The 21,849-nt window shown below is 69.7% G+C and carries 23 protein-coding genes; 13 read left to right on the plus strand and 10 right to left on the minus strand.

The genetic code is table 11. The features are described from left to right. Positions 1-132: 132 nt before the first annotated feature. The 3 genes from ABSF49_RS10200 to ABSF49_RS10210 are packed head-to-tail and all read left to right on the plus strand — an operon-like array spanning position 133 to position 2,289. Entirely contained in the window at positions 133-696 is a 564-nt protein-coding gene (locus ABSF49_RS10200) for an isochorismatase family protein (RefSeq protein WP_424112545.1), read from the plus strand. A gap of 1 nt (position 697) precedes the next feature. After that, positions 698-1,027 carry a hypothetical protein gene (locus tag ABSF49_RS10205; RefSeq protein ID WP_424112546.1) on the plus strand — a complete coding sequence of 110 codons (330 nt, stop codon included), beginning with the start codon at positions 698-700 and terminating at the stop codon, positions 1,025-1,027. Beyond that, complete coding sequence (locus tag ABSF49_RS10210) at positions 1,024-2,289, plus strand: MFS transporter (RefSeq protein WP_424112547.1); 1,266 nt, start codon at positions 1,024-1,026, stop codon at positions 2,287-2,289. The genes ABSF49_RS10205 and ABSF49_RS10210 overlap by 4 nt, the downstream gene beginning before the upstream one ends. A 27-nt stretch (positions 2,290-2,316) precedes the next feature. Here the strand turns inward: ABSF49_RS10210 and ABSF49_RS10215 are convergent, their stop codons facing one another. The 4 genes from ABSF49_RS10215 to ABSF49_RS10230 all read right to left on the minus strand — a co-directional run bounded on the left by ABSF49_RS10215 (position 2,317) and on the right by ABSF49_RS10230 (position 5,227). Continuing rightward, on the minus strand, positions 2,317-3,150 hold the full coding sequence (locus tag ABSF49_RS10215) for a D-alanyl-D-alanine carboxypeptidase family protein (protein WP_424112548.1): 834 nt from the start codon (positions 3,148-3,150) through the stop codon (positions 2,317-2,319). A gap of 146 nt (positions 3,151-3,296) precedes the next feature. Continuing rightward, positions 3,297-4,154 (minus strand): branched-chain amino acid aminotransferase, encoded by an 858-nt coding sequence (locus ABSF49_RS10220; protein ID WP_424112549.1) that lies wholly within the window; start codon positions 4,152-4,154, stop codon positions 3,297-3,299. A 172-nt stretch (positions 4,155-4,326) separates the two neighbouring features. After that, positions 4,327-4,545: a sulfurtransferase TusA family protein gene (locus ABSF49_RS10225; RefSeq protein WP_424112567.1), complete on the minus strand. Its 219-nt coding sequence runs from the start codon at positions 4,543-4,545 to the stop codon at positions 4,327-4,329. A 22-nt stretch (positions 4,546-4,567) separates the two neighbouring features. After that, a complete protein-coding gene (locus ABSF49_RS10230; RefSeq protein WP_424112550.1) occupies positions 4,568-5,227 on the minus strand; it encodes a class I SAM-dependent methyltransferase in 660 nt (219 codons plus the stop codon). Positions 5,228-5,379: 152 nt separating this feature from the next. Between ABSF49_RS10230 and ABSF49_RS10235 the strand changes: the two genes are divergently transcribed. After that, complete coding sequence (locus tag ABSF49_RS10235; protein WP_424112551.1) at positions 5,380-6,489, plus strand: Mrp/NBP35 family ATP-binding protein; 1,110 nt, start codon at positions 5,380-5,382, stop codon at positions 6,487-6,489. Between the two features lie 159 nt (positions 6,490-6,648). Continuing rightward, entirely contained in the window at positions 6,649-6,927 is a 279-nt protein-coding gene (locus tag ABSF49_RS10240; protein WP_424112552.1) for a gamma-butyrobetaine hydroxylase-like domain-containing protein, read from the plus strand. Between the two features lie 11 nt (positions 6,928-6,938). Here ABSF49_RS10240 and ABSF49_RS10245 read toward each other — a convergent pair whose 3' ends face one another. Beyond that, positions 6,939-7,523, minus strand: a complete 585-nt coding sequence (locus ABSF49_RS10245; RefSeq protein ID WP_424112553.1) for a GNAT family N-acetyltransferase — start codon at positions 7,521-7,523, stop codon at positions 6,939-6,941. Positions 7,524-7,572: 49 nt separating this feature from the next. Continuing rightward, the gene (locus ABSF49_RS10250; RefSeq protein WP_424112554.1) at positions 7,573-9,930 is read right to left on the minus strand and encodes an Orn/Lys/Arg family decarboxylase; all 2,358 of its coding nucleotides are present in this window, start codon (positions 9,928-9,930) and stop codon (positions 7,573-7,575) included. A 137-nt stretch (positions 9,931-10,067) separates the two neighbouring features. Between ABSF49_RS10250 and ABSF49_RS10255 the strand changes: the two genes are divergently transcribed. Next, positions 10,068-10,640 (plus strand): hydrolase, encoded by a 573-nt coding sequence (locus ABSF49_RS10255; RefSeq protein WP_424112555.1) that lies wholly within the window; start codon positions 10,068-10,070, stop codon positions 10,638-10,640. A 101-nt stretch (positions 10,641-10,741) separates the two neighbouring features. Here the strand turns inward: ABSF49_RS10255 and ABSF49_RS10260 are convergent, their stop codons facing one another. Next, positions 10,742-11,797, minus strand: a complete 1,056-nt coding sequence (locus ABSF49_RS10260; RefSeq protein ID WP_424112556.1) for an aldo/keto reductase — start codon at positions 11,795-11,797, stop codon at positions 10,742-10,744. Positions 11,798-12,067: 270 nt separating this feature from the next. Between ABSF49_RS10260 and ABSF49_RS10265 the strand changes: the two genes are divergently transcribed. The 3 genes from ABSF49_RS10265 (at position 12,068) to ABSF49_RS10275 (ending at position 14,956) form a co-directional block, all read left to right on the plus strand. Further along, entirely contained in the window at positions 12,068-13,078 is a 1,011-nt protein-coding gene (locus ABSF49_RS10265) for a zinc-binding alcohol dehydrogenase family protein (RefSeq protein ID WP_424112557.1), read from the plus strand. A 3-nt stretch (positions 13,079-13,081) separates the two neighbouring features. Next, entirely contained in the window at positions 13,082-14,182 is a 1,101-nt protein-coding gene (locus ABSF49_RS10270; protein WP_424112558.1) for a mannitol dehydrogenase family protein, read from the plus strand. Between the two features lie 129 nt (positions 14,183-14,311). Beyond that, positions 14,312-14,956: a DsbA family protein gene (locus tag ABSF49_RS10275; RefSeq protein WP_424112559.1), complete on the plus strand. Its 645-nt coding sequence runs from the start codon at positions 14,312-14,314 to the stop codon at positions 14,954-14,956. Positions 14,957-15,077: 121 nt separating this feature from the next. On the opposite strand, the gene ABSF49_RS10280 is transcribed toward ABSF49_RS10275, so the two are convergent. Continuing rightward, complete coding sequence (locus ABSF49_RS10280; protein WP_424112560.1) at positions 15,078-15,716, minus strand: NrsF family protein; 639 nt, start codon at positions 15,714-15,716, stop codon at positions 15,078-15,080. Further along, entirely contained in the window at positions 15,713-16,282 is a 570-nt protein-coding gene (locus tag ABSF49_RS10285) for a sigma-70 family RNA polymerase sigma factor (RefSeq protein WP_424112561.1), read from the minus strand. Before ABSF49_RS10285 ends, ABSF49_RS10280 begins: the two co-directional genes overlap by 4 nt. Before the next feature lie 142 nt (positions 16,283-16,424). Between ABSF49_RS10285 and bufB the strand changes: the two genes are divergently transcribed. Genes bufB through ABSF49_RS10300 form a run of 3 tightly spaced genes read left to right on the plus strand, consistent with a single transcriptional unit; the run spans position 16,425 to position 18,572 of the window. Beyond that, on the plus strand, positions 16,425-17,318 hold the full coding sequence (gene bufB / locus ABSF49_RS10290; protein WP_424112562.1) for an MNIO family bufferin maturase: 894 nt from the start codon (positions 16,425-16,427) through the stop codon (positions 17,316-17,318). Beyond that, positions 17,308-18,069 carry an HvfC/BufC N-terminal domain-containing protein gene (locus ABSF49_RS10295; protein WP_424112563.1) on the plus strand — a complete coding sequence of 254 codons (762 nt, stop codon included), beginning with the start codon at positions 17,308-17,310 and terminating at the stop codon, positions 18,067-18,069. The genes bufB and ABSF49_RS10295 overlap by 11 nt, the downstream gene beginning before the upstream one ends. A gap of 5 nt (positions 18,070-18,074) precedes the next feature. Then, positions 18,075-18,572: a DoxX family protein gene (locus ABSF49_RS10300; protein ID WP_424112564.1), complete on the plus strand. Its 498-nt coding sequence runs from the start codon at positions 18,075-18,077 to the stop codon at positions 18,570-18,572. Here ABSF49_RS10300 and ABSF49_RS10305 read toward each other — a convergent pair. Beyond that, the gene (locus tag ABSF49_RS10305) at positions 18,569-20,659 is read right to left on the minus strand and encodes a hypothetical protein (protein WP_424112565.1); all 2,091 of its coding nucleotides are present in this window, start codon (positions 20,657-20,659) and stop codon (positions 18,569-18,571) included. The genes ABSF49_RS10300 and ABSF49_RS10305 overlap by 4 nt on opposite strands. Before the next feature lie 240 nt (positions 20,660-20,899). Between ABSF49_RS10305 and ABSF49_RS10310 the strand changes: the two genes are divergently transcribed. Beyond that, a partial coding sequence (locus tag ABSF49_RS10310) for an AfsR/SARP family transcriptional regulator (RefSeq protein WP_424112566.1) occupies positions 20,900-21,849 on the plus strand: 950 nt, incomplete at its 3' end.

Consider the following 21,849-nt stretch of genomic DNA (forward strand, 5'->3'; position numbering starts at 1 on the left):
GACCCGGCTTTCCCGGCAGGAACAAGCCGAACTCGCGACGTCTGTCGCATTGCTCAAGCGGCTCATCGACGACTGAGCGCGTTTCGGCGGCGTCCACCCGGCCGCCCGTCGTCAAATTCAAGGGATATGCCCGTGGCGCTGACCATGCTCGACCCCAAGACCGCCCTGATCGTCGTCGACCTGCAAAAGGGCGTCGTCGGCCTGCCTCTCGTTCATCCGATCGACGCGGTCATTGCGCGGGCCTGCGCGCTGGCCGACGCCTTCCGCGCGCGCGGCCTGCCGGTGGCGCTGGTCAACGTCGTCGGCGGGGCGCCGGGGCGAACGGAACAGCCGCGTCCAACCGGTCCCCGTCCGGAAGGATGGAGCGACCTCATCCCGGAGCTGAACCGACAACCCGACGACATCGTCGTGACGAAGCGGACCTGGGGCGCGTTCGCCAGCACCGACCTCGAAGCCCAGTTGAAAGCGCGGGGCGTCACCCAGGTGGCGATCGCCGGCGTCGCCACCGCAACCGGCGTCGAATCGACCGCGCGCCAGGCCTACGAGCAAGGCTTCAACGTCACCCTCGCCATCGACGCCATGACCGACAGGCGTCCCGAGGCTCACGACTACAGCATCAGCAACATTTTCCCGCGGCTCGGCGAAACCGGGACGAGCCAGGACATCATCGATCTGCTGCCGAAAAGGAGCGCCTGAAATGCCTTGGTTTTCGCTCGTGGCCTATGTCTTTGGCGGCGCCTTTCTCGCCAACGCGATCCCGCATTTCGTCAGCGGCATGATGGGCAAGCCGTTCCAGACCCCGTTCGCCAAGCCGCCGGGGCAGGGCCTCTCCTCGTCGACGATCAACGCGCTGTGGGGCCTTTTCAATCTCGTCGTCGGCTATGTCCTGGTCTGCCGCGTCGGCGATTTCGACCTCAGGGCCACCAGCGACGTCGTCGCGCTCGGCTTGGGCGCGCTGACGATGGCGCTTGTTTCGGCGCGAGGGTTCGGCCGCTTCAACGGCGGCAATGCGCCGGAGCGTCGATGACGACGCCCTTCACCGGCGTCTTCCGGTCCCTGCGCGGCTTCAACTATCGAGTCTGGACGGCCGGCGCCTTCGTCTCCAATGTCGGCACCTGGGTGCAGCGGACGGCCCAGAACTGGCTGGTGTTCACCCAACTCACCGATCACGACGCGTCGGCCGTCGGCCTGGTCATGGCGCTGCAGTTCGGGCCGCAGTTGCTTCTCCTGCCCTGGACGGGCTTCGCCGCCGACCATTTCAATCAACGCAGGCTGCTGATCGCCACACAGGCGACGATGGGCGGCCTCGCGCTGGCGCTGGGCCTCCTCACCGTGACTGGCGCCGTCCAACTCTGGCATGTCTACGTCTTCGCCTTCCTGTTCGGCGGCGCGGCGGCGTTCGATGCGCCGGTGCGCCAGACCTTCGTCGCGGAACTGGTGGGCGACGCGGATCTGCACAACGCGGTTTCGCTCAACTCGACCTCGTTCAACGCCGCGCGGATGATCGGCCCGGCTGCCGCTGGGGTGGTCATCGCTGCGATCGGGACCGGCTGGGCCTTTCTGATCAACGGCGTCTCTTTTGTCGCGGTGCTGATCTCTCTGACCTCACTGCGTCTTTCCGAGCTTCGCCCGAATGCAAGGGCTCGCAGCGCCAAGGGGAGCTTCACCGAGGGGTTCCGCTATGTCTGGGGTCGCGCCGATCTCATGATGATCCTGGCGATTCTATTCTTGATCGGCACCTTCGGCCTGAACTTCTCGATCTTCATCGCGACCATGGCGGTCGGCATTTTCCACGCCGACGCCCGCGGCTATGGCCTGCTGTCGTCGATCATGGCGATCGGCACGGTGGCGGGCGCGCTGATGGGCGCGAGCCGTGAAAAGCCGCGGTTCAGCCTGCTGCTGGTCGGCGCCGGCGCGTTCGGACTCGGTTGCGGATTGGCCGCGCTCGCCCCGAACTATTGGGTCTTCGCCGGCGCGCTCGTCGTCATCGGCGCGGCCGCCTTGACGCTGACCAACACGACCAACAGCCTGATGCAACTCTCCACCGAGCCCGCCATGCGTGGACGGGTGATGGCGCTGCGCGTCGGCGTTGCGCTCGGCGGCACGCCGATCGGGGCGCCGATCGTCGGCTGGGTGGCGGACGCTTTCGGGCCGCGCTGGGCGCTCGGCGTCGGCGCGGCTTCGGGCTTTGCGGCCGCCGCGGTGGCCATTTACGCTTTGGCGCGTCGGATCGACCGGCCGCTTCCGCGTCGACCAACCGCTGGTTGCGAAGGCGCCGCGGGAGATTGATCGCGCCAGGCGCCGCGGCGCGCCTCACTACCGCCCGGCCGCCTGAAAGCCCCATTCCAGCAGCCGGCGCGCTTCGCGGGCGCGTTCGTCTTCGGTGCGGGCGCCGTTGAGGACCAGGATCAACCTGCGGCCGCCCTGGACGGCCGAGCCGACCAGGCCGAAGCCGCTTTGGCCGAGATGGCCGGTCTTCACCCCGTCGGCGCCGATCGCCATGGCGAGCAGCGGGTTGCGGTTCGGCTGGCGGACGCCGTTCCAGACGAACTCGGGCTCGCCGAAATACGGGTAGAACTGCGGATACGTGCGGATCACATAGGCGGCGAGGCGCGCCATGTCGCGCGCGGTCACGGTCTGCCGCGGACTGCCCTCGCCCCAGGCGTTGGCGAAATGCGAGCGGGTCATCCCCAACTCGCGGGCGCGCTGGTTCATCAAGGCGACGAAGGCTTCTTCCGAGCCGGCGACGCGCTCGGCCAAGGCGATCGCGGCGTCGTTGCCCGAGGCGATGACGAGACCGCGCAGAAGATCGTCGACGCGGACGAGCGAGCCGGCCTGAGCGAACATGCTGGAGCCGCCGGATTCGGCGTCGCCCTCGCGCGCCGCGCGCGGCGAGATCGGCGCGGAATCGTCGAGCCTCAGCCGGCCTTCGACAATGGCGCGGAAGACGACCTCGGCGGTGAGGATCTTCGTCGTCGACGCCGGCGACATCGGCGCGTCGGCGTTCTTGGCGAACAAGGTCGCGCCGCTGTCGAAGTCGACCAGCAACGCGTAAGGGACGCTCGTCTGCGGCGCGGCGGCGCGCCCGGGCCCGAGGCCGGCGAGCAGCAGCAGCGAGGCGAGCGCGACGAGGACGGCGGGGCGGATCATGGCGAAGCCAAGGAGGTTCAGGGTCGCATAGAAGGCCGGCTCGCCGCGGGCGGCAAGGGCTTCGCCGCGCCGTGCGCCTCTTTTGTAGTCGCGCGCGCTGAGCGCGGCCGGCGCGGCCAGCGGCCGCGCCTACAAAGGCGCCGGCTTCACTTCGAGTGGGCGAAGTCCCAATAGAGTTGGCGGGCGCGGCGGAAGAGGGGGCCGGGCTGCAGGCTGCGGCTCTCGATGCGCTTGACCGGCGAGACCTTGCCGTAATTGCCGACGACGAAGATTTCGTCGGCGGAATCGAAATCGGCGAAGGCGAGCGTCGTCTCGTGCGCCTCGATTCCGTCGGCCTTGAGCAGCTTCAGCACCCGCTGGCGGGTGACCCCGTTGAGGAACGAGCCGTTGACGGCGGGCGTCATGACGATCCCGTCGCGCGCCAGGAAAACATTGGCGGTGGCGAGCTCGGCGACATTGCCCAGCATGTCGGCGAGCAGGCAATTGTCGAAACCGCGCGAACGCGCTTCCATCAGCGCCCGCGCATTGTTGGGATAGAGGCAGCCGGCCTTGGCGTCGATCGGCATCGTGATCGCCAGCGGCTTGGCGTAGCGCGAGCGGGTGATCGCGATACCCGAAAGATCGCTCAGCGCCGCCTCGTAGATGGTCAGCAGGAACTTGGTCGATTCCGGGTCGGGCGGCACCGAGCCCGGCCCGTTGCGCTCGGCCCAATACATCGGCCGGATATAGAGCTCAGTCCCCGGCGCGAACTTCTTGATCCCGTCCCAGGCGAGCTGCTCGATCGCCTCCGCCGTCATCGTCGGCTTCAGCCACATCGTCTTGGCGGAATGATTGACCCGCGCGCAATGGCGGTCGAGATCGGGCGCGACGCCCTCAAAAGCGCGCGCGCCGTCGAACACGCTGGAGGCGAGCCAGAAGGCGTGGTCGCGCGGGCCCAGAATCGGCGGATTGCCCTCGATCCAGCGGCCTTCATAGAAAGTGAACGTCTGCGACCATTCGGACATGAGCGGCTTGCCTCGGCTGGAGCTTGCGGACCGGGAAGGCCTGACAATGCCTCCGCAGGCGCGCGGGATAAAGGCGCTTGTCGCCGCAGGGTTAGCCGGGGCTCGCGCCGTGGCGCGGCCGTCCCGGGCCGCGGCGCCGCTGCGGGCGCGGAGGCCCGCGCCACTGTGGGCGTCAGCCGGCGCGGCGGATGAGGAAGCGGAAGACGCCGTCGCGCTCGTCGCTTTCGACCAGCGCGTCGCCGCTCGCCTGGCAGAAGGCTTCGAAGTCGATCGGGCTCAGCGGGTCGTCGGCGAAGACTTCGAGCGCGCTTCCCGGCGGCAGCGCGCTGAGCGTCTTCCTGGCGCGCAGGATCGGCAGCGGGCAATGGAGTCCGCGCAGGTCGAGCGTCACGTCGGCCAAGCCGCGCCCCTCCTCAAACAAAGGCGAAGACGGCGCTCGCCGTCGCCGTCGCGTCCGGCGCATCGCCGAAATCGGCGAGCCGGTATTCGGCGAGAAGGCTGAGCCGCGCGCGCGGCAGCGGCGCGCGTCCCGGGTCGCCGATCCGCGCGGCGATTCCGGCCAGGCGGCAGCGATCGAGAAATGCGGTCGCGCGCGCCGCGAGTCCCGCCTCGTAGAACAGGTCGCCGACCAGGACGAGATCGACGTCGGGCGCGGGCCCGTCGAGCGGATCGCCGCAGACGGCTTCGACCGCGACCGCGTTGGCCTCGGCGTTGAGCGCGATCGCGGCCATCGCGTCGGGGTCGACGTCGATCGCGGTCGCCTGGCGCGCGCCCGCCTTCATCGCCGCGATCGCGACCAGCCCGCCGCCCGCGCCGAGATCGAGGACGCGCTTTCCCGCCACGGTCTCGGGATGATCGAGCAGATAGCGCGCCAGCGCCAGGCCGCCGGCCCAGGGATAGGCCCAATAGGGCGCGCCGCCGCCCGAGGCGAGCCGGGCAAGACCGCTCGCCGGGCCGGCGCGGTAGAGACGAAGCTCGGGCAGCAGCGCCGGCGTCGCCAGCGTCAGCCGGGCGCCGAGGATTTCGCGCCGCGGGCGCGAGCGAGGGGGCGTTTGAGCGAGAATGCGCGTCACCCGGTTAATCGCCCTGCGTAGCGGGAATGTGGAACGTCGTCAAAGCGTTGAAAGGGCGGCGCTTGCGCCCGGCGGCGATTTGGTTCATCGCAGGGGCGAAAAGCGAGGGGCCGCGCCATGAGGGGGCGCGCGTCCGGGGACCAATCCGCATCATGCTCAGCAAAGACGACATTCTCGCCGCGCTCGCTTCCGTGCCGGGGCCGGACGGCAAGACGCCGCTCAACCAATCGGGCGCGATCGACGGCGTGACGATCCGCGACGGCAAGGTCTTCGTCGCCATTCGCGTCCATCCGGCGCGGGCGCGCGAATTGGAGGGGATGCGCGCCGCCGCCGAGGCGCGGATCAAGGCGCTTGCCGGCGTCGCCTCGGCGCTGGTGACGCTGACCGCCGAGAGCGAGGGCGCGCCGGCGCCGGCGGCGGCGGGCGGCCATGCGCATCGACGGGGGCCGGAAACGCGGGCGATCCCCGGCGTCGCCAAGATCATTGCGGTCGCCTCGGGCAAGGGCGGCGTCGGCAAGTCGACCACCGCCTGCAATCTCGCGCTCGGCCTCGCCGCGCTCGGACTGAAAGTCGGCGTGCTCGACGCCGACGTGTTCGGTCCGTCGATGCCGCGGCTGTTCGGCGTAAGCGGCAAGCCCGATCTCGCGCCCGACGGCCAGAAGCTGAAGCCGATGGAGGCGTTCGGCGTCAAACTGATGTCGATCGGCTTCCTGGTCGACGAGAACGCCGCGGTGGTGTGGCGCGGGCCGATGGTGATGTCGGCGCTGAACCAGTTTCTGCGCGAGGTCGAATGGGGCGAACTCGACGTGCTGGTCGTCGACATGCCGCCGGGCACCGGCGACGCGCAATTGACGATGGCGCAGAACGTGCCGCTGTCGGGCGCGGTGATCGTCTCGACGCCGCAGGATCTGTCGCTGATCGACGCGCGCCGCGGCATGGCGATGTTCCGGCAGGTCAACGTGCCGCTCATCGGCGTGGTCGAGAACATGAGCTATTTCATCTGCCCGCATTGCGGCGGCCGCTCCGACATCTTCGCCCACGGCGGCGCCCGTCACGAGGCCGAGGCGCATGGCGCGCCGTTCCTCGGCGAGATTCCGCTCGACATGACGATTCGCGAGACGTCGGATGGCGGCGCGCCGATCGTCGTCAGCGCGCCGGCGAGCCCGCAGGCCAAAGCCTATCTCGCCGTCGCCGAGCGCGTGCGCGAGGCCCTGTTCGCCGGCGCCGCCCAGCGCGCCGCGCCGCGCATCGTGATCGAGTGAATCCTTCCCCCCTTGCGGGGGAAGGCAGCCGGCGTCAGCCGGCCGGATGAGGGGCGCGCGCCGCAGGCGCTGCAGGCCGCGGCCGTTGGCCGCGCGACGCGCTCGCCGAGCGCGTCGACAAGGACAGCGGCGCTTCGTCGAAGGATCGAGGAGTCTTTCATGCCTGACCAGACGCCCGACCCCACTCCGACCGAACTGCGCCTGCGTGAGGGCGGCCGCGTGCTGCGGGTGAGCTACGACGGCGGGATGATGGTCGACATCGCCGCCGAGCGGCTGCGGGCGGCGACCCCGAGCGCCGACAAGAGCGAAGCGCCCGCCGGGGTGACGATCGTCGGCGTCGAGACGATCGGCAATTATGCGGCGCGCTTCGCCTTCAGCGACGGCCACGACACCGGGCTCTACACCTGGAAGCTGCTGCGCGAGCTGGCGACGACCTGACGGGGGCCGCCTCACCGCTCCGGCGGCGCGCTGGCGCCGAGGCCGAGCGAGCGCTGCATCATCACCGAGTCGGTCCAATGGCCGAACTTGTAGCCGACCGACGGCAGCCGTCCGACCTCATGGAAGCCGAACGACTTGTGCAGCCTGAACGACGCCTCGTTGGCGCCGTCGATGTAGCCGATCATCTGGCGATAGCCGCCCGCGGCGCAGGCGTCGACCAAGGCGGCGAGCAGCATGCGGCCGATGCCGCGGCCGAGGCGGTCGTTGCGGACGTAGATCGAATGCTTGACCGTGTAGCGGTAGGCGGGCCGCTTGCGGAACGGCACGGCGTAGGCGTAGCCGACCACTTCGCCCGCCTGCTCGGCGACGACATGCGGCAGCCGGCCGCGCTGCATGTTCTTGCGGCGGCGCTTGAGGTCGTCGGCGTCGGGCGCGTCGCTGTCGCCGTCGTAGTTGGGATCGACGCCGTTGCGGATGTGATGGAGATAGATCGCCAGCATCGCCGGAACGTCGGCCTCGCGCGACGGGCGCACGAAGACGGACGGCTGGGCGAGCGGCGGGGTGAGGTCGGGAGCGGGCGAACGGGTGGCGGTCATCGGCGAGCCAGATGGCGCAAGACGCGGCGTTGCGCAAGGGGCGAAGGAGTCACTCCTTCACGACGTAGGTGCGGAAGCGGATCGCGCCCTTGTCGTCGACTTCCCGGTAGAGGCCCTGGATTTCGGACTCGAAGCCGGGGAAGAGATTGGCGGCGCGCTCGAAGGTCTTGAGATAGTCGATCATCGGCCGCGTCCGCGGGCCGAGCCGCTCGCCCGGAACGATCGTCGCGATGCCGGGCGGATAGACGACGAACAGCGTCGTCGCGATCCGCCCTTCGAGCGCGTCGAGCGTCACGTAGTCGACATTGTTGCGCACCAGATGGCGCGAGGCCGCGCGCGGCGTCATCACCATTTCCGGCAGGTGATCGGCCTTGAACTGCGCCCGCTGCAGGCCGCTGACATCGGCCTCGCGGAAGAAGCCGTGCATTTCGCCGCAAAGGTCGCGCAACCGTTTGCCGTGATAGCGCGCCGGCCGCCGCGCGACGAATTCCGGCATCAGGTCGTCGAGCAGCGCGTTGTCGTCGTGCAGGCGCTTGAACGCCACCAGCGACGACACCAGTGTGCCGGCCTTGCTCGATTCGACGCCCGGCGTGAGCAGGAACAGCAGCGAGTTGAGGTCGTTCTTCTCCGGCACGACCCGGTTCTCGCGCAGATATTGCGCCACCACCGGCGCCGGCACGCCGTGCGCCTCGTAGGCGCCGGTTTTGCGGTCGAAGCCCGGCGTCAGCAGCGTCAGCTTGGCCGGATCGGTGATGGCGAAGCCTGGCTCCAACCCGCCGAAGCCGTGCCAGGCCTCGCCCGGCGCGAGCTCCCAATAGCGCGCGTCGCGCGCCAGCAGATCGGTCGACACGCTCTCCCACGCCACGACATGGGCCGCGCCTTGGTTGGCGACGTCGGGAATGGCGACGCGGTCGGGCACGAACGGGTCGAAGAACCAGCGCCGCGCCGGATCGCGCTCCTTCTCATCGAACTCGCGCTTCACCGCGCGCAGCTTCTTGCGCAGCTCGATGCCGAGCCGGATCGTGTCGTCCCACAGCACTTCGCCGGAACGCCCCTTCATCATCTGCGCGCCGACGTCGAGCGAGGCGAACAGCGGGTAGAAGGGCGAGGTCGAGGCGTGCTGCATGAAGCCTTCGTTGAAGCGGCGATGCTCGACGCGGCGCTGCTGGCCCTTGATGTGGCGGTCGCGGACATGGATCTGCGAGGCCTGCGAAAAGCTCGCGAGCTGCTTGTGCGCCGACTGGGTCGCGACGATCCCCGGCGAGGCCTCGTCGAGGCCCTTCAGCCCCATCGCGAATCGCCGCTCGTAGAGCGGATGGAATTTCATGAAGCCGGCCCAGGCCTCGTCGAACAGGATGTAGTCGCACAAATGGCCGATGCGCTCGACGATGCGCTCGGCGTCGTAGATCGTGCCGTCGTAGGTGCATTGCTCGATCACCGCGACGCGGAACGGCCGCTCGCGCTTCCATGCCTCCGGGTCCTTGACCAGCGGATTGGCGCGGATCGCTTCGCGGATCGCCTTCTCGTCGAAGGCGTCGGCGCGAATCGGGCCGATCAGGCCGTGGGCGTTGCGTTCGGTCGACAGGAAGATCGGCACGCCGCCGCAGATCAGCAGCGCGCCGTGATGGGCGGCCTTGTGGTTGTTGCGGTCAAACAGCACCAGGTCGTCTTCGGCGACCAGGTTGCCGAGCACGATCTTGTTCGAGGTCGAGGTGCCGTTGAGGACGAAATAGGTCTTCTCGGCCCCGAAGATCGCCGCCGCCTCCTTCTGCGCCTTCAATGCCGGCCCCTCGTGGGTGAGCAGGTCGCCAAGCTCGAGGATCGAATTGTCGAGGTCGTCGCGGAACACCGCCTCGCCGAGGTGTTCGACGAAGATGCGGCCGATCGGGCTGCGCGAGTAGAAGATGCCGCCGTTGTGGCCGGGGCAGGTCCAGAGCTGGTTGCCTTCCTCGGCGTAGTCGACGAGGGCGCCGAAGAACGGCGTCTTCAGCGTTTCGGCGTATTGCTTCAGGCGCGAGACCAGGTTCTTGGCGATGAACTCCGGCGTCTCCTCAGCGAGGAAGACGTAGCCGTCGATGAAGTCGAGCACTTCGACCGGGATGTCCTCGAAACGCTTGCGCCGCACGAGGATCATGATCGGCATTTCCAGGCCGCGTTTGCGCATCAGGTTGATCAGCGAAGCGGCCTTGCCTTCGAGGCCCTTCTTGCCCCAATCAACCACCATGCAGCCGATCGCGGCGTCGGTCTGCACGGCGATCTCCGCGTCCTCGAGGCGTCGCGCCTTGATGACCTGGAAGCCCATGCGTTCGATGGCGGCGATGATCTGGTTGACCCGAAGGCCCTCCAGATCGTCGGCGTCGAACATCGGCGCCGAGAACAGGAAGGTGAACCGCTGGAAAAAATTCATGGTGGCGCGCCTCGGCGGCTCGAATTCGTGCGCGCGAAACGCGCCGGCCAGCCGCCCGCTCTGCTGAGACAGCAACTCCATGACAGAACCATGACGGGAATGACAAGCCCGACTGTCGATTGAGGGAAAGAAAGACAATGCTGAAGCTCGAATTCAAACGCGCCGCGCTGGTGGCGATCGACCTGCAGAAGGGCGTCCTCGGCATGCCGATCGCCCCGCATCCGGCGGCGGCGGTGGTCGCCAATTCGACCCGGCTCGCCGAAGCGCTGGCGCGCGCTGGCGGGCTGGTCGTCCGCGTCCACGTCGGCTTCTCGGCCGACGGCGCCGACCGGCTCAAGCAGGAGGTCGACCAGCCGATGGCGGGCGGCCCACGTCCGCCCGACTGGATGGACTTCGTTCCTGAAGTCGCGGCGTGGCCGGCGGCGATCGAAATCGTCAAGCGCCAGTGGGGCGCCTTCCACGGCGCCGAGCTCGATCTGCAGCTGAGGCGCCGCGGGCTCGACACGATCGTGCTGACCGGCGTCGCCACCAATCTCGGCGTCGAGCAGACGGCGCGCGAGGCCTGGCAGCTCGGCTATTCGGTCGTCGTCGCCGAGGACGCGACAAGCTCATCGCTCGGCGAGGCGGCGCACCGCTTCGCCATCGAGACGATCCTGCCGCGGATTGCGCGGGTGCGGTCGACCGAGGCGATCCTCGCCGCGCTGGCGTGAGAAAGCGACTCGCCCTCATCCAGCGCTTCGCGCTGGTCCCTACCACCGCGCTCACGCGCGGTCCCCCTCCCCCGCGAAGCGGGGGAGGATGGCGCGTCGCGTCACCTCAAGTGCGGCTTGATCAGCGACAGGTCGGCCGGGCCGAGGCGGTCGTTCGCCGTCTGCGCCTGATGCCAATAGGGGTAGAGCAGCGTCGGCAGACTGACCTTGTCGAGCCGCGCGCGTTCCGCCGCGGTCAGCTTGACGTTGGCGGCGCCGAGATTGTCCTTGATCTGCGCCTCGGTGCGTCCGCCGATGATGACGGTGGTGACGGCGGGGCGACCGAGCAGCCAAGCGAGCGCGATCTGCGCCGCCGACACCTTGTGCGCTTCGGCGACGGCGACGAGCTCGTCGACGATGTCCCACAGCTTGTTCTCGTCGGCGATCGGCGGCTCCGTCCAGCCGGCCGCCAGGCGCGTGTCGCCGGGCGTGGCCTTGTTGCGCCGGTGCTTGCCCGACAGCAGGCCGCCGGCGAGCGGGCTCCACACCAGCACGCCGAGCTTCTGGTCGATCGAAATCGGGATCAGCTCGTATTCGGCTTCGCGCGCCTGCAGCGTGTAGTGGATCTGCTGCGACACGAACGGAATGCGGCCTTCGCGGCGCGCAATCTCGAGCGCCTTCATCACGTGCCAGCCGGAGAAGTTGGAGCAGCCGACGTAGCGCACCTTGCCCGCGCGCACGAGGTTGTCGAGCGCCTCGAGCGTCTCCTCGAGCGGCGTCAGCCCGTCCCACTGGTGGACCTGATAGAGGTCGATGACGTCGGTGCGCAGCCGCTTGAGGCTCGCCTCGCAGGCGCGGATCAGGTGCCAGCGCGACAGGCCCTTGTCGTTGGGGCCCGGGCCCATGGTGAAGCGCGCCTTGGAGGCGATCAGCATGCCGGGCGGCCGCTTGGCGCCCATCGCCTCGCCGAGAATTTCTTCGGCCAGCCCAGCCGAATAGATGTCAGCGGTGTCGATCAGATTGACGCCGGCGTCGGCGACGAGGTCGATCAGCCGACGCGCTTCGGCGAGCGAGACCGCGCCGATCTTGGCGAAGCCGCCCTGGCCGCCAAAGGTCATCGTTCCCAGCGTCAGCTCCGAGATCATCAGTCCCGAATTGCCCAACTGTCGGTATTCCATCGTCATTCTCCATTGGCGCAACGCAGTCGGGCGGCCGGCGCAATCGCAAGCCGCCACTTCGCCTTTGCGCGGCGTTTGGCCGGAATAGACACGCGAACCGATCCGGCGCGTGGGCGTCGGCTGGCCGCGGCGGTTTATCTTAGCTGCCCTCGCCGCGTGGCGGGAGAGGGCGGGGGAAAACAGGCCATCCGAGGGTAAAACTTGCCGTGGCGGCCGAGCAGGTACTAACATGCCAGCATCGCCCGTGCCACGACAAATCGGATCACGATCGTGAGAGCCCTTCTCTGCCCCAGCCCGCGCAAACTCGCCCTCGTCGAGCGGCCGACGCCGGTCGCCGCGCCGGACGCGCCGCTGGTGCGCATAAAGCGGGCAGGCGTTTGCGGCACCGATCTGCATATTTTCGAGGGCACGCAGCCCTATTTCGAATATCCGCGCGTGATCGGCCACGAGCTCGGCGGCGAGATCGCGGCGGTCGCCGGGCCGAGCCGTTTCCACGTCGGCCAACAGGTCACGGTCCTTCCCTATGTCGCCTGCGGCGCCTGCGTCGCCTGCCGGCGCGGCAAGCCGAATTGCTGCCAGCGCATGAACGTGATCGGCGTCCACAGCGACGGCGGCTTCGCCGATTGGCTCACCGTGCCGGAGGACAATCTCATCGACGCCGAGGGCGTCACCCTCGATGAGGCGGCGATGGCCGAATTCCTCGCCATCGGCGCGCATGCGGCGCGGCGCGGGGCGGTGGCGCCCGGCCAGAAGGCCGTGGTCGTCGGCGCCGGCCCGATCGGCCTCGCCACGGCGATCTTCGCCCGCGCGCGCGGCGGCGACGTGACGATGCTCGACACCCGCGCCGACCGTCTCGCCTTTGCGCGCAAGGCGATCGGCATCGAACAGGCGATCGAGGCGGGCGAGGGCGCGCGCGACCGGCTGGCGGCGCTGACCGGCGGCGATTTCTTCGATTGCGTGTTCGACTGCACCGGCTCGCAGAAGGCGATGAACGCCGGCTTCACTCTGGTCGCCCACGGCGGCAGTTACGTGCTGGTCAGCATCGTGCGCGGCGACATCACGTTCGCCGATCCGGAGTTCCATAAACGCGAGACGACGCTGCTCGGCAGCCGCAACGCGACGCGGGCCGACTTCGAGACCGTGTTCGCCGCGCTGCGCTCCGGCGCGATCGCGACCGCGGCGCTCGCCACCCATCGCGCTTCGCTCGACGACGCGGCGCGCGTCTTTCCGCACTGGCTCGACCCGGCCAGCGGCGTCGTCAAAGCGCTAATCGAGATCTGACCGATGCCTTTTCCCATTCTGCAGTTCGGCACGAGCCGCTTCCTTCAGGCCCATTTCGATTATTTTGTCGCGCGCGGTTTCGTCGACGGGCCGGGGACGCGGCGGATCGCCGTCGTCCAGACGACGGCGTCGCTCGAGAGCGCGCGGCGCGTCGCCTTCTTCGACGCCGGTCGCCCCTATCGCATCCATGTGCGCGGCCTTGTCGGCGGCGCGGCGGTCGACGAATGGGAGGAGGTCGACAGCATCGGCCGCGGCGTCGACGCCAATGCCGACTGGGCGGCGGCGGAAAAGCTGTTCCTCAACGCGCGCTGGATCGTCTCGAACACCGGCGACCGCGGCTACGAGCTCGACCCGGCCGATCGGGCCGACAACGGCGTTCCGAAATCGTTTCCCGCCAAGCTCACCAAGCTGCTCTACGCCCGCTTCGCCGCCAGCCGCCCGGCGCCGACGCTGTTCCCCTGCGAGCTGATCGAAGGCAACGGCGACCGTCTGAAGGCGCTGACGCTGGACCTGGCGGCAAGTTGGAGTCTGCCGCAAGCCTTTCTGCGCTGGCTCGGCGACGACTGCGTATGGGTCAATTCGCTGGTCGACCGCATCGTCTCGGCGCCGCTGGAGCCCGCGGGCGCGGTCGCCGAGCCCTATTCGCTGTGGGCGGTCGAGAACCGGCCTGGATTGATCATGCCGTGCCGCCACCCGAGCGTCGTCGTCACCGACGATCTCAAACGCTACGAGCGGCTGAAGCTGTTCATCCTCAATCTCGGCCACACCTATCTCGCCGAATTGTGGAGCCGGCGCGGCGGCGCGGCGAACGAATTCGTGCGCGTGGCGCTCGCCGACCCGGCCACGCTCGCCGAGCTCAACGACCTCTACGATCGCGAGGTGCTGCCGGTCTTCGACGGGCTCGGCATGGGCGAAGCGGCGCGCGCCTACCGCGCGTCGGTCATCGAACGCTTCCGCAATCCGTTCCTCGACCACAGACTCGCCGACATTTTCACCAATCATGCGGCGAAGAAGCAGCGCCGCTTCGGCGGGCTTGTCGCCTTGGCCGAGCAGCACGGCGTCGCCGTCGCCCAGCCCCGCCTCAAGGCCGCGCTCGCGGCCTGAGGCGCGCCGCCCTGGCCGCGCCCCGGGCCCGAACGGTCGGCGGCCGCCCTTGCCGGCGGCGGGGGAAATAGTCCAATCTCCGCTCGCCCCGGCGCTTCAATGCGCCGCGCCCCAACCCCGGAGTTCCCTGTGATCGCTTTCCTTCCTTCCGCCGTCGTCCGTCTCGCCGCCGCGGCGGCGCTGGCTTTGGCGCTGTCGCCCGCCATTGCCGCGCCGACGCCGGCCGGGACGGTCGACATGGCGAAGGTGCTGCAGCCGGGGCCGCTGGCGGAACTGTCGCTCGGCGATCCCAACGGCGTGACGATGATCGAATACGGCTCGCTGACCTGTTCGCATTGCGCCACTTTCGCCACCGCCGTCTTCCCCGACTTCCAGAAGGCCTATGTCGACACCGGCAAGGTCCATTTCATTTTCCGCGAGTTCTCGCGCAACCCGCTCGACCTCGCCGCCTTCGTGCTGGCGCGCTGCGAAGGCGACGACAAGGCGCTGGCGACGATCGATCTGCTGTTCGCCGAGCAGGACAAGTGGGCCTTCGTCGAAAATCCGCTCGAGGCGCTGATCACGGCGCTGCGCCCGACCGGGATGAGTCACGATCAGGCGATGGCGTGCCTCAAGGACCAGTCGAAGGCCGACGCGCTCACCAAGGTCCTCAACGCGGCGGTCCAGGACGTGAAGGTGCAGGGCACGCCGACCTTCGTCGTCGACGGCAAGGTCTACGACGGAGAGTTGTCGACGGCCGATCTCGACGCGATCCTGAAGCCGCTGGTGAAGTAAGACCGTTCATCCTCCCCCGCAAAGCGGGGGAGGGGACCCCGCGTGAGCGCGGTGGAAGGGGAGCGCTCGCGCGAGCGCCGAAAGCGCTCGTCGAAAACGCGCGACGGCTGCGCCGACAATCTCACCACTGCAGCCATTTGCGTCCGGCGAGGGCGCCGGCGGCGACGACGATCAGCGTCGCCAGCGGATACCAGCTGGCGACGAACAGCGGCGAATCGTCGGTGCAATTGGTGGCGTAGATCGTCGCCGCGGCGCCGGCCGCCGCCGCGCCGGCGAGGGCGCCGGTCAGCGCCGGATGGCTCGGCGCGCCCGCCCGCATCGCGACGATCAGCGCGGCGAGCGGCGGGATCGACATCAGCGGGATCAGCGTCAGGCAGTGCAGGGCGTTGGTTCCGACCAGGCGCGTCATCCACAATTCGGACGGCGTCACGACGAGCTCGACGATCACCGCGCCGCCGAGCAGGACGAACGGGGCGACCAGCGCCGCCACCAGCGCGCCCGGCCGCGCCTCGGGCCTGAGCAGCCGGATCGCCAGCAAGGCGCTCGGCAGCAGCAGCGCCAGCGTGTCGACGAACTTGAGATCGAAGCGCATGGTGTGCGCGGCGGCGTCAAAATCGTGCCGCGGCCCGAGCGCCGTCATGAACAGCGCGGCGCTGATCGCCGCGCCGAGAACGAGCGCCAGCGCGACGCGGCGGCCGAGCCGGAGCGGGGGCGGCGGCGGTTCGGCGGCGAGCGCGGCGATGAGGTCGGCGGTCTTCATTGGGTCGCGCTCCGCCAGGCGATCGCCAGCGCCTTCAGCGCGCGGTGCAGCGCCACCCGCACCGCCACTTCGCTCATCGACAGGCGCGTCGCGGTCGCGGCGATCGACTGGCCTTCGAGCGAGATCGCGGTGACGATGTCGCGCTGGCGCGGCGCGAGCTTCAGCATCACCCGCTCGATGTCGCTGCGCATGTGCGGGTCGGGGTTCTCCGGCGCGGCGAGCACCGCCTCGAAATCCTCGATCGGCTCGGCGCGACGCACGCCGCGTCGCCGCATCGCGTCGATGATCTTGTGGCGGGCGATGGCGTTGACCCACGGCGCGAGCCTGGGCCCGCCGTCCCAGGTGCCCCGCTTCAGGTGGATCGCCAACAGAGTTTCCTGCACGACATCCTCGATATCCGCGTCGCCGACCCTGGCGCGGGCGAAGGCGCCGCGCGCCATCGCCCTGACCGATCGGCCAATCTCCTCGAGCAGCCGCCGATAGGCCGCCTCGTCGCCCGCCAGGGCGGCGCGCATGGCCGGCGCCCACTTGTCGTCGCCGGGACCCGCTGCGGGTGTCTCGCTCATGCCTGCTTCGTTCCGTCGCCGCGGTTTGTTACGCCGCCGGCGGACCCTTTTGTCGCGCTCCGGGCGCGCCGGACCGCCCGCGCCGTGTAACACGCGGCGGCCGCGCCGCGAAGACGCCGTTGACGGTTCAGCGGAGGTCGCCATGACAGGCCTGAAACTCGCCTCGACGCGCGGCGCCGGCCCCTTGCCGGGCCGCGCCGGCGTCGGCTTCAAGCCCGAGCATTTCGAGGCGATCCTCGCCGGGCCGCGCGAGGTCGGCTTCTTCGAAGTCCACGCCGAGACCTACATGGGCGACGGCGGCCCGCCGCATCGCCGACTGGAGGCGATCCGCGCCCGCTATCCGCTGTCGCTGCATGGGGTCGGGCTGTCGATCGGGTCCCCGAGGCCGCTCGACCGCGACCACCTCGCGCGGCTCGAGGGCCTGATCGGCCGCTATGAGCCGGCGCAGTTCTCCGAACACCTCGCCTGGTCGAGCCACGACGAGGGCTTCCTCGCCGACCTGCTGCCGTTGCCCTACGACGACGAGACGCTGGCCATCGTCAGCCGCCACATCGACCAGACCCAAGAGGCGCTCGGCTTGCGGATGCTGCTCGAGAACCCCTCGACCTACGTGCAGTTTTCCGACAGCGCGATCGCCGAGACCGAATTCCTCGCCGAGGTCGCGCGCCGCACCGGCTGCGGCCTGCTGCTCGACGTCAACAACGTCTACGTCAGCGCGACCAACCACGGCTTCGATCCCTTCGCCTATCTCGCCGCCTTCCCGCTTCGCCATGTCGGCGAAATCCATCTCGCCGGCTATGCCGACGCGACCGACGACCAAGGCGCGCCGTTGCTGATCGACGCCCACAATTCGCCGGTGCGGGCGGCGGTGTGGGCGCTCTACCAGGAGACGATCGGCCGATTGGGCCCGACGCCGACGCTGATCGAATGGGACAACGACGTTCCGCAATGGCCGGTGCTTGCCGCCGAGGCGCGCCGCGCCGATGCGGCGATGGCGCGCAGCGCCAACGCCAAGGGGTTGCGCCATGCCGTTTGAGGCGACGATCGCCAGCTTCGCGCGCGCGCTGGTCGACCCATCGCGACCCGCCCCCGCGGCGACGCAACGGCGCGACGGAAGGCCGGTCGAGCGCCGCTTCGCCGTCTACCGCAACAATGTCGCGGTGGCGCTGATCGGCGCGCTGGAGGCGCGTTATCCGGTCGTCCGGCGCCTGGTCGGCGACGATTTCTTCCGCGGCATGGCCGGCGCCTATGTCGCGGCGCAAAAGCCGCGCTCGCCGACGCTGATCCATTACGGCGACGGCTTCCCCGGCTTCGTCGCCGGCTTTCCGCCCGCCGGCGCGGTTCCCTTCCTCGCCGACGTGGCGCGGCTCGAGAACGCCTGGGTCGAGGCCTATCATTCCGCTGAAGCCGGCGCGCTCGGCCTCGACGCGCTGGCGGCGATCGCGCCTGACGGGTTTGAGTCCTTGCGCTTCCGGCCGCATCCGGCGGCGCGGCTGCTCAGCTTCGCCCACCCCGCCGCCTCGATCTGGGCCGCTTCGCAATGCGAGAGCGAGCCGCGCCCGCCCGAGACCTGGTCGGCCGAGGCGGCGCTGGTCACGCGGCCCGACGCCGACGTGTTCGTGCGCGTCCTGCCGCCGGGCGGCTTCGCCTTCGCCGCGGCGCTGTTTTCCGGCGCGAGCCTCGGCGAAGCCGCGGCGCTCGGCGGTGAGGGCTTCGACCCCGGCGCCCATCTCGTCGGCCTCGTCGAGGCCGGCGCGTTCCAGTCCCCGATCTCAAAGGAGCCCTGACGATCATGACCGCTGACGCCCCCTCGGCGCCGCTGATGCGCGCCAACCCGATCGCTCGCTTGACCGAGGCCTTGTTCGGCTGGCTGCCGATGTCGCTCGCCATGCTGGCGTTGCGCTTCGCCCTCGCCGTGCCGTTCTGGAAGTCGGGCATGACGAAATGGGACGGCTTTCTCACGCTCTCCTTCGGCGCGCAGCAATTGTTCGTCGACGAGTTCAAGCTGCATCTGTTCGGCGGCGAATATGCCTTTCCGTTCCCCGAGACGATGGCGACGCTGTCGGCGCTCGGCGAGACCATCCTGCCGGTGCTGCTCGTCTTCGGGTTCGCGACCCGCTACGCGGCGCTCGGCATCCTGGCGATGACGGCGATCATCCAGCTCACCGTGCCCGACGGCTGGGCCAATTTCCATCTGCCGTGGGCGGCGATGGCGCTGTCGATCATGACCTTCGGTCCGGGCCGGATCGCGCTCGATCGCGTCCTCGGGCTGGAGCGCGGCCGCGGCTAAGGCGCGATCGCGCCGCGTAAGCCCGCGCCGCGCGCGCGCGCCGCGCGCCAACGTCCGGCGAGCGCCGCCATGTCGGCGTCCTCGAGCGGCGACGTCTGCTCGAACGCCAAAGCTTCGACGCCGTTGTCGAGATGGAAGACCTCGCCCGCGCGCCGGTAATGGGCGCCGATCCCAACGCCTTCGAGCATCTCCTGCGCGGGGACGACGACGGTCTGCTGATCGTCGGGATCGAGATGGGTCTGCACCGGTTCGCCGACCAGCATGATCGCGCAGGCCTCGAGCGCGGGATTGGGCGGGCCGTCGACCGTGTCGACGTCCGACATCGTCACGCTCGGCCGCTCGCGCGCGTCGGCGTAGAAGGGCGAGCGCACCGGTTCGAGCTGCCACAACTCTTCGATCAATTGGCCGCTGAACGCATAGCTCGAGCCGAGTCCGCAGACGCGATGGTCCGGCCGCGCCCGCGCCTCGACCCAGGCTTTCAGCCGCGCGAGTTCGGCGAGATCGGCGCGCGGGGGATGCGGACGTCCCGCGGTCGGGGCGAAACCCGCCGGCGCCCAGGCGGCGAGCGGCGTCAGCGTCACGGCGGCGAGCGCCGCGACCGCTGCGAGCGCGGCGACGCGGCGGCGCGCGAAGAGCAGCAGCAGCGGCGCGCCGACAAGCGCGGTCAGCGCCGGGGCGACGAGATAGAGGTGGTGGACATAGGGCGTCTGGACTCGCAGGAACGCCGCCGCGGCGACCGCCGCCGCGCCGATCGTCAGGCGCAGCAGGCGGCGGTCGGTCGAGCGCGCGAACAGCAGCGCGGCGCCGAGGACCGCCGCCGACGGGACGGCCCAGCCGCACCAGTCGAGCAGTTCGGCGGCAAAGATCGCGTTCGGCTTGCGATAGGAGGCGTACATCGCCGCGTAGTCGTGCGCGGCGGGATCGGGCAGCCAGGCGACGATCGCCGGGCTCAAATAGGCCAGCATCGACAACAGGCCAAGCGAAGCGGCCATGATCGCTTCGCGCCAGCGGAACGCGCGACCGCCGCGAAGCGCCTCCGCGCCGACCTCCGCCGCCAGCGTCGCCGTGACGCCGAGCGCGGCGAAAGCATACCAGCGGCGGAACAGAACCATGGCGAAGACGCCGAGCGCCAGCGCCAGCGCGACGCGGCGCACGAGGCGGCCGACGCGCGCGTCGTGGCCGGGCGGCAAGGCGAGCAATCGCAGTAGCTTGTCGCTGAGCCGCAGCGCCGCGACATAGAAGATCAACCCGCCGATATCGGGCATGCCGCGCGCCAGGACGGCAATTCCGGTCGGGAAAGCGGCGAAGGCGACGGCGGCGGCGAGCGCCAGAACCGCAATCGGCGCAGCGTTGCGCGGCAGGCCGGCGCGGCGGGCGAGGTCGCGCGCCAGCGCCGCGAGCGCGACGAGCGCCGGCGCGCCGTAGAGGACGACGAGCGGCGCTTCATAGGCGAAGCGCGACAGCGGCGCGGTCGCCGCCATGGCGAGGCCGGGGGCGAGCGCCGGCGCCCAGGAGTAATCGTCCTGGATCGAGGCGAGGAATGCGCTGATCAGCTCCGGCCAGCGGCCGGCCTGCGCCAGCGACGCGACAGCGACCGAAAGCTCGCGATAGCGGACGAAATCGGCGATCATCAGGTCGCGCGAGGCGACGACATAGATCAGCGCATAGGCGGCGATCGCCGCGGCCGCCGCGACGACGGTCGCGATCGCGGCCGGATTCGGCGAGCGGCGGGCCATCGCTCGCGTGAGCCAAACGGCGACGCCGCCGGCGAGGGCGAGCGCAAGCAGGCCGCAAGCCGGTTCGAGCGCGTTCCCGTCGGCTGGCGCGAGCGCGGCGGCGAGCGAGGCGAGGCAGAGGGCGGCGGCGACGGCCGCCGAACGCTCCGCCGCCACAGTCGCGGCGAGGCCGGCTGCGGCGATCGTTGCGAGCGCGCCGAGCGCGGCGACGGCGATTGGCGCGGCCTGCGGCGCCAGGCGGCGCGCCAGCAGCGCCACGGCAAGGCCGAACGCGAAGCTCGCCGCCAGCGCCAGAATGCGGCGCGGCGCGGTCGCGGAAGCGCCGGATGCAGCGAAATCGGGGGCGAACATGGTCCTGGAGCTTGCGAGAAAAGGGGTTAATGCTTTGCCGGCGGCGACCCTGCGGGCTCACGCAGCGATTTTCGCAAGCGGCTGGGGGTGATCCTGCGACAGGCCCCGGGGCTCTCTTAGGGCATCACATTGATGTGAAATACGTTACAAATGGCGTTACAGAATCGCAGGACCGTCGCAGTAGAGTTGTTGGTCCGCTTGGTTTTGTTATGACTTCATTGCGAAGGAATTGACCGTTGAATGTTGGTGACGGACGAAACCGCGGCAGCGACAGACGGCGTTAACAGCGTCGTCCTCCTAGGCTCGGCGCGCGGCGTCGAAAAGTCGAACGACGCGGCGGGCCTGCCGCGCTTGGGCCTTGCGCTCCTCGCCTACCTGCAGCTCGAATGTCCGGGCGGGCGCGCCTCGCGCGAGGAGGCGGGCGCCTTCCTTTGGGAAAAAGTCGATCGCGGCCGGCAAGCCGGCAATCTCCGCCAATTGCTGTTTCGCATCCGCGCCGCTGAAATCGCCGCCGGCATGCAGCTGTTGGAGACGACGAGCTCCGAGATCGTCCTCAGTCCGCGCAATGTGTCGATCGATCTGCGCCGCTTTCAGGCGGCGATAAGTCCCGCCGCCGAACTGGACGTCATCACCGTCTGCGAAGCTTATAGCGGCGACCTGCTCGCCGGCTTGACCACCCATGGCGAAGGACTCGAGAGCTGGCTGGCGCGCGAGCGCGCGACACTGCGCGCCGAGTTCCAGGCGGCGTTGACGCCCTATGTCGCGGCGCAGGCGAACGGCCCGGTCGAAGAGGCGGCGATCGTCGCCGCCACGCGCATTCTGGAAATTGATCCGCGCCAAGAGATCGCCTGTCGCGCGCTGATCCAGGCCTATCAGGAACGCGGCGACGCGACGCGCGCCGAGCAATATCGACGTCAGCGCGACCACATCCATGAGATTCGCGCCGAGCGACGGCCGGCGCCGGTGGCAGCCTTGCAAGGCGAACGCGTTTTGGGGTCGAGCCCGCCCCGCGACGAGGCGGCGGCTCCGGTGCTGATCCCGTCGCGCTTGGGCCTGCGTGACGACCAGCTGCCGCGCGTGATCGTTTCGCCGCATGCGCCGAGCTATGCGCCCGCGACCGGGCGCGAGCTGGTCGCCGAATTGGGCGCCGACATCGCCACCCGTCTGGCGCAGACCCGCGCGCTGACCGT

This window comes from Roseiarcus sp. (assembly GCF_049514155.1).
Taxonomy (GTDB): domain Bacteria; phylum Pseudomonadota; class Alphaproteobacteria; order Rhizobiales; family Beijerinckiaceae; genus Roseiarcus.

Excerpts from the sequence above, each read along its gene's own strand:
- ABSF49_RS10205 (WP_424112546.1), top strand. The coding sequence starts at position 698 with ATGCCTTGGTTTTCGCTCGTGGCCTATGTCTTTGGCGGCGCCTTTCTC.
- ABSF49_RS10210 (WP_424112547.1), top strand. The coding sequence starts at position 1,024 with ATGACGACGCCCTTCACCGGCGTCTTCCGGTCCCTGCGCGGCTTCAAC.
- ABSF49_RS10215 (WP_424112548.1), bottom strand. The coding sequence starts at position 3,150 with ATGATCCGCCCCGCCGTCCTCGTCGCGCTCGCCTCGCTGCTGCTGCTC.
- ABSF49_RS10220 (WP_424112549.1), bottom strand. The coding sequence starts at position 4,154 with ATGTCCGAATGGTCGCAGACGTTCACTTTCTATGAAGGCCGCTGGATC.
- ABSF49_RS10235 (WP_424112551.1), top strand. The coding sequence starts at position 5,380 with ATGCTCAGCAAAGACGACATTCTCGCCGCGCTCGCTTCCGTGCCGGGG.
- ABSF49_RS10240 (WP_424112552.1), top strand. The coding sequence starts at position 6,649 with ATGCCTGACCAGACGCCCGACCCCACTCCGACCGAACTGCGCCTGCGT.
- ABSF49_RS10245 (WP_424112553.1), bottom strand. The coding sequence starts at position 7,523 with ATGACCGCCACCCGTTCGCCCGCTCCCGACCTCACCCCGCCGCTCGCC.
- ABSF49_RS10250 (WP_424112554.1), bottom strand. The coding sequence starts at position 9,930 with ATGAATTTTTTCCAGCGGTTCACCTTCCTGTTCTCGGCGCCGATGTTC.
- ABSF49_RS10255 (WP_424112555.1), top strand. The coding sequence starts at position 10,068 with ATGCTGAAGCTCGAATTCAAACGCGCCGCGCTGGTGGCGATCGACCTG.
- ABSF49_RS10260 (WP_424112556.1), bottom strand. The coding sequence starts at position 11,797 with ATGGAATACCGACAGTTGGGCAATTCGGGACTGATGATCTCGGAGCTG.
- ABSF49_RS10270 (WP_424112558.1), top strand. The coding sequence starts at position 13,082 with ATGCCTTTTCCCATTCTGCAGTTCGGCACGAGCCGCTTCCTTCAGGCC.
- ABSF49_RS10280 (WP_424112560.1), bottom strand. The coding sequence starts at position 15,716 with ATGAAGACCGCCGACCTCATCGCCGCGCTCGCCGCCGAACCGCCGCCG.
- ABSF49_RS10285 (WP_424112561.1), bottom strand. The coding sequence starts at position 16,282 with ATGAGCGAGACACCCGCAGCGGGTCCCGGCGACGACAAGTGGGCGCCG.
- bufB (WP_424112562.1), top strand. The coding sequence starts at position 16,425 with ATGACAGGCCTGAAACTCGCCTCGACGCGCGGCGCCGGCCCCTTGCCG.
- ABSF49_RS10295 (WP_424112563.1), top strand. The coding sequence starts at position 17,308 with ATGCCGTTTGAGGCGACGATCGCCAGCTTCGCGCGCGCGCTGGTCGAC.
- ABSF49_RS10300 (WP_424112564.1), top strand. The coding sequence starts at position 18,075 with ATGACCGCTGACGCCCCCTCGGCGCCGCTGATGCGCGCCAACCCGATC.
- ABSF49_RS10305 (WP_424112565.1), bottom strand. The coding sequence starts at position 20,659 with ATGTTCGCCCCCGATTTCGCTGCATCCGGCGCTTCCGCGACCGCGCCG.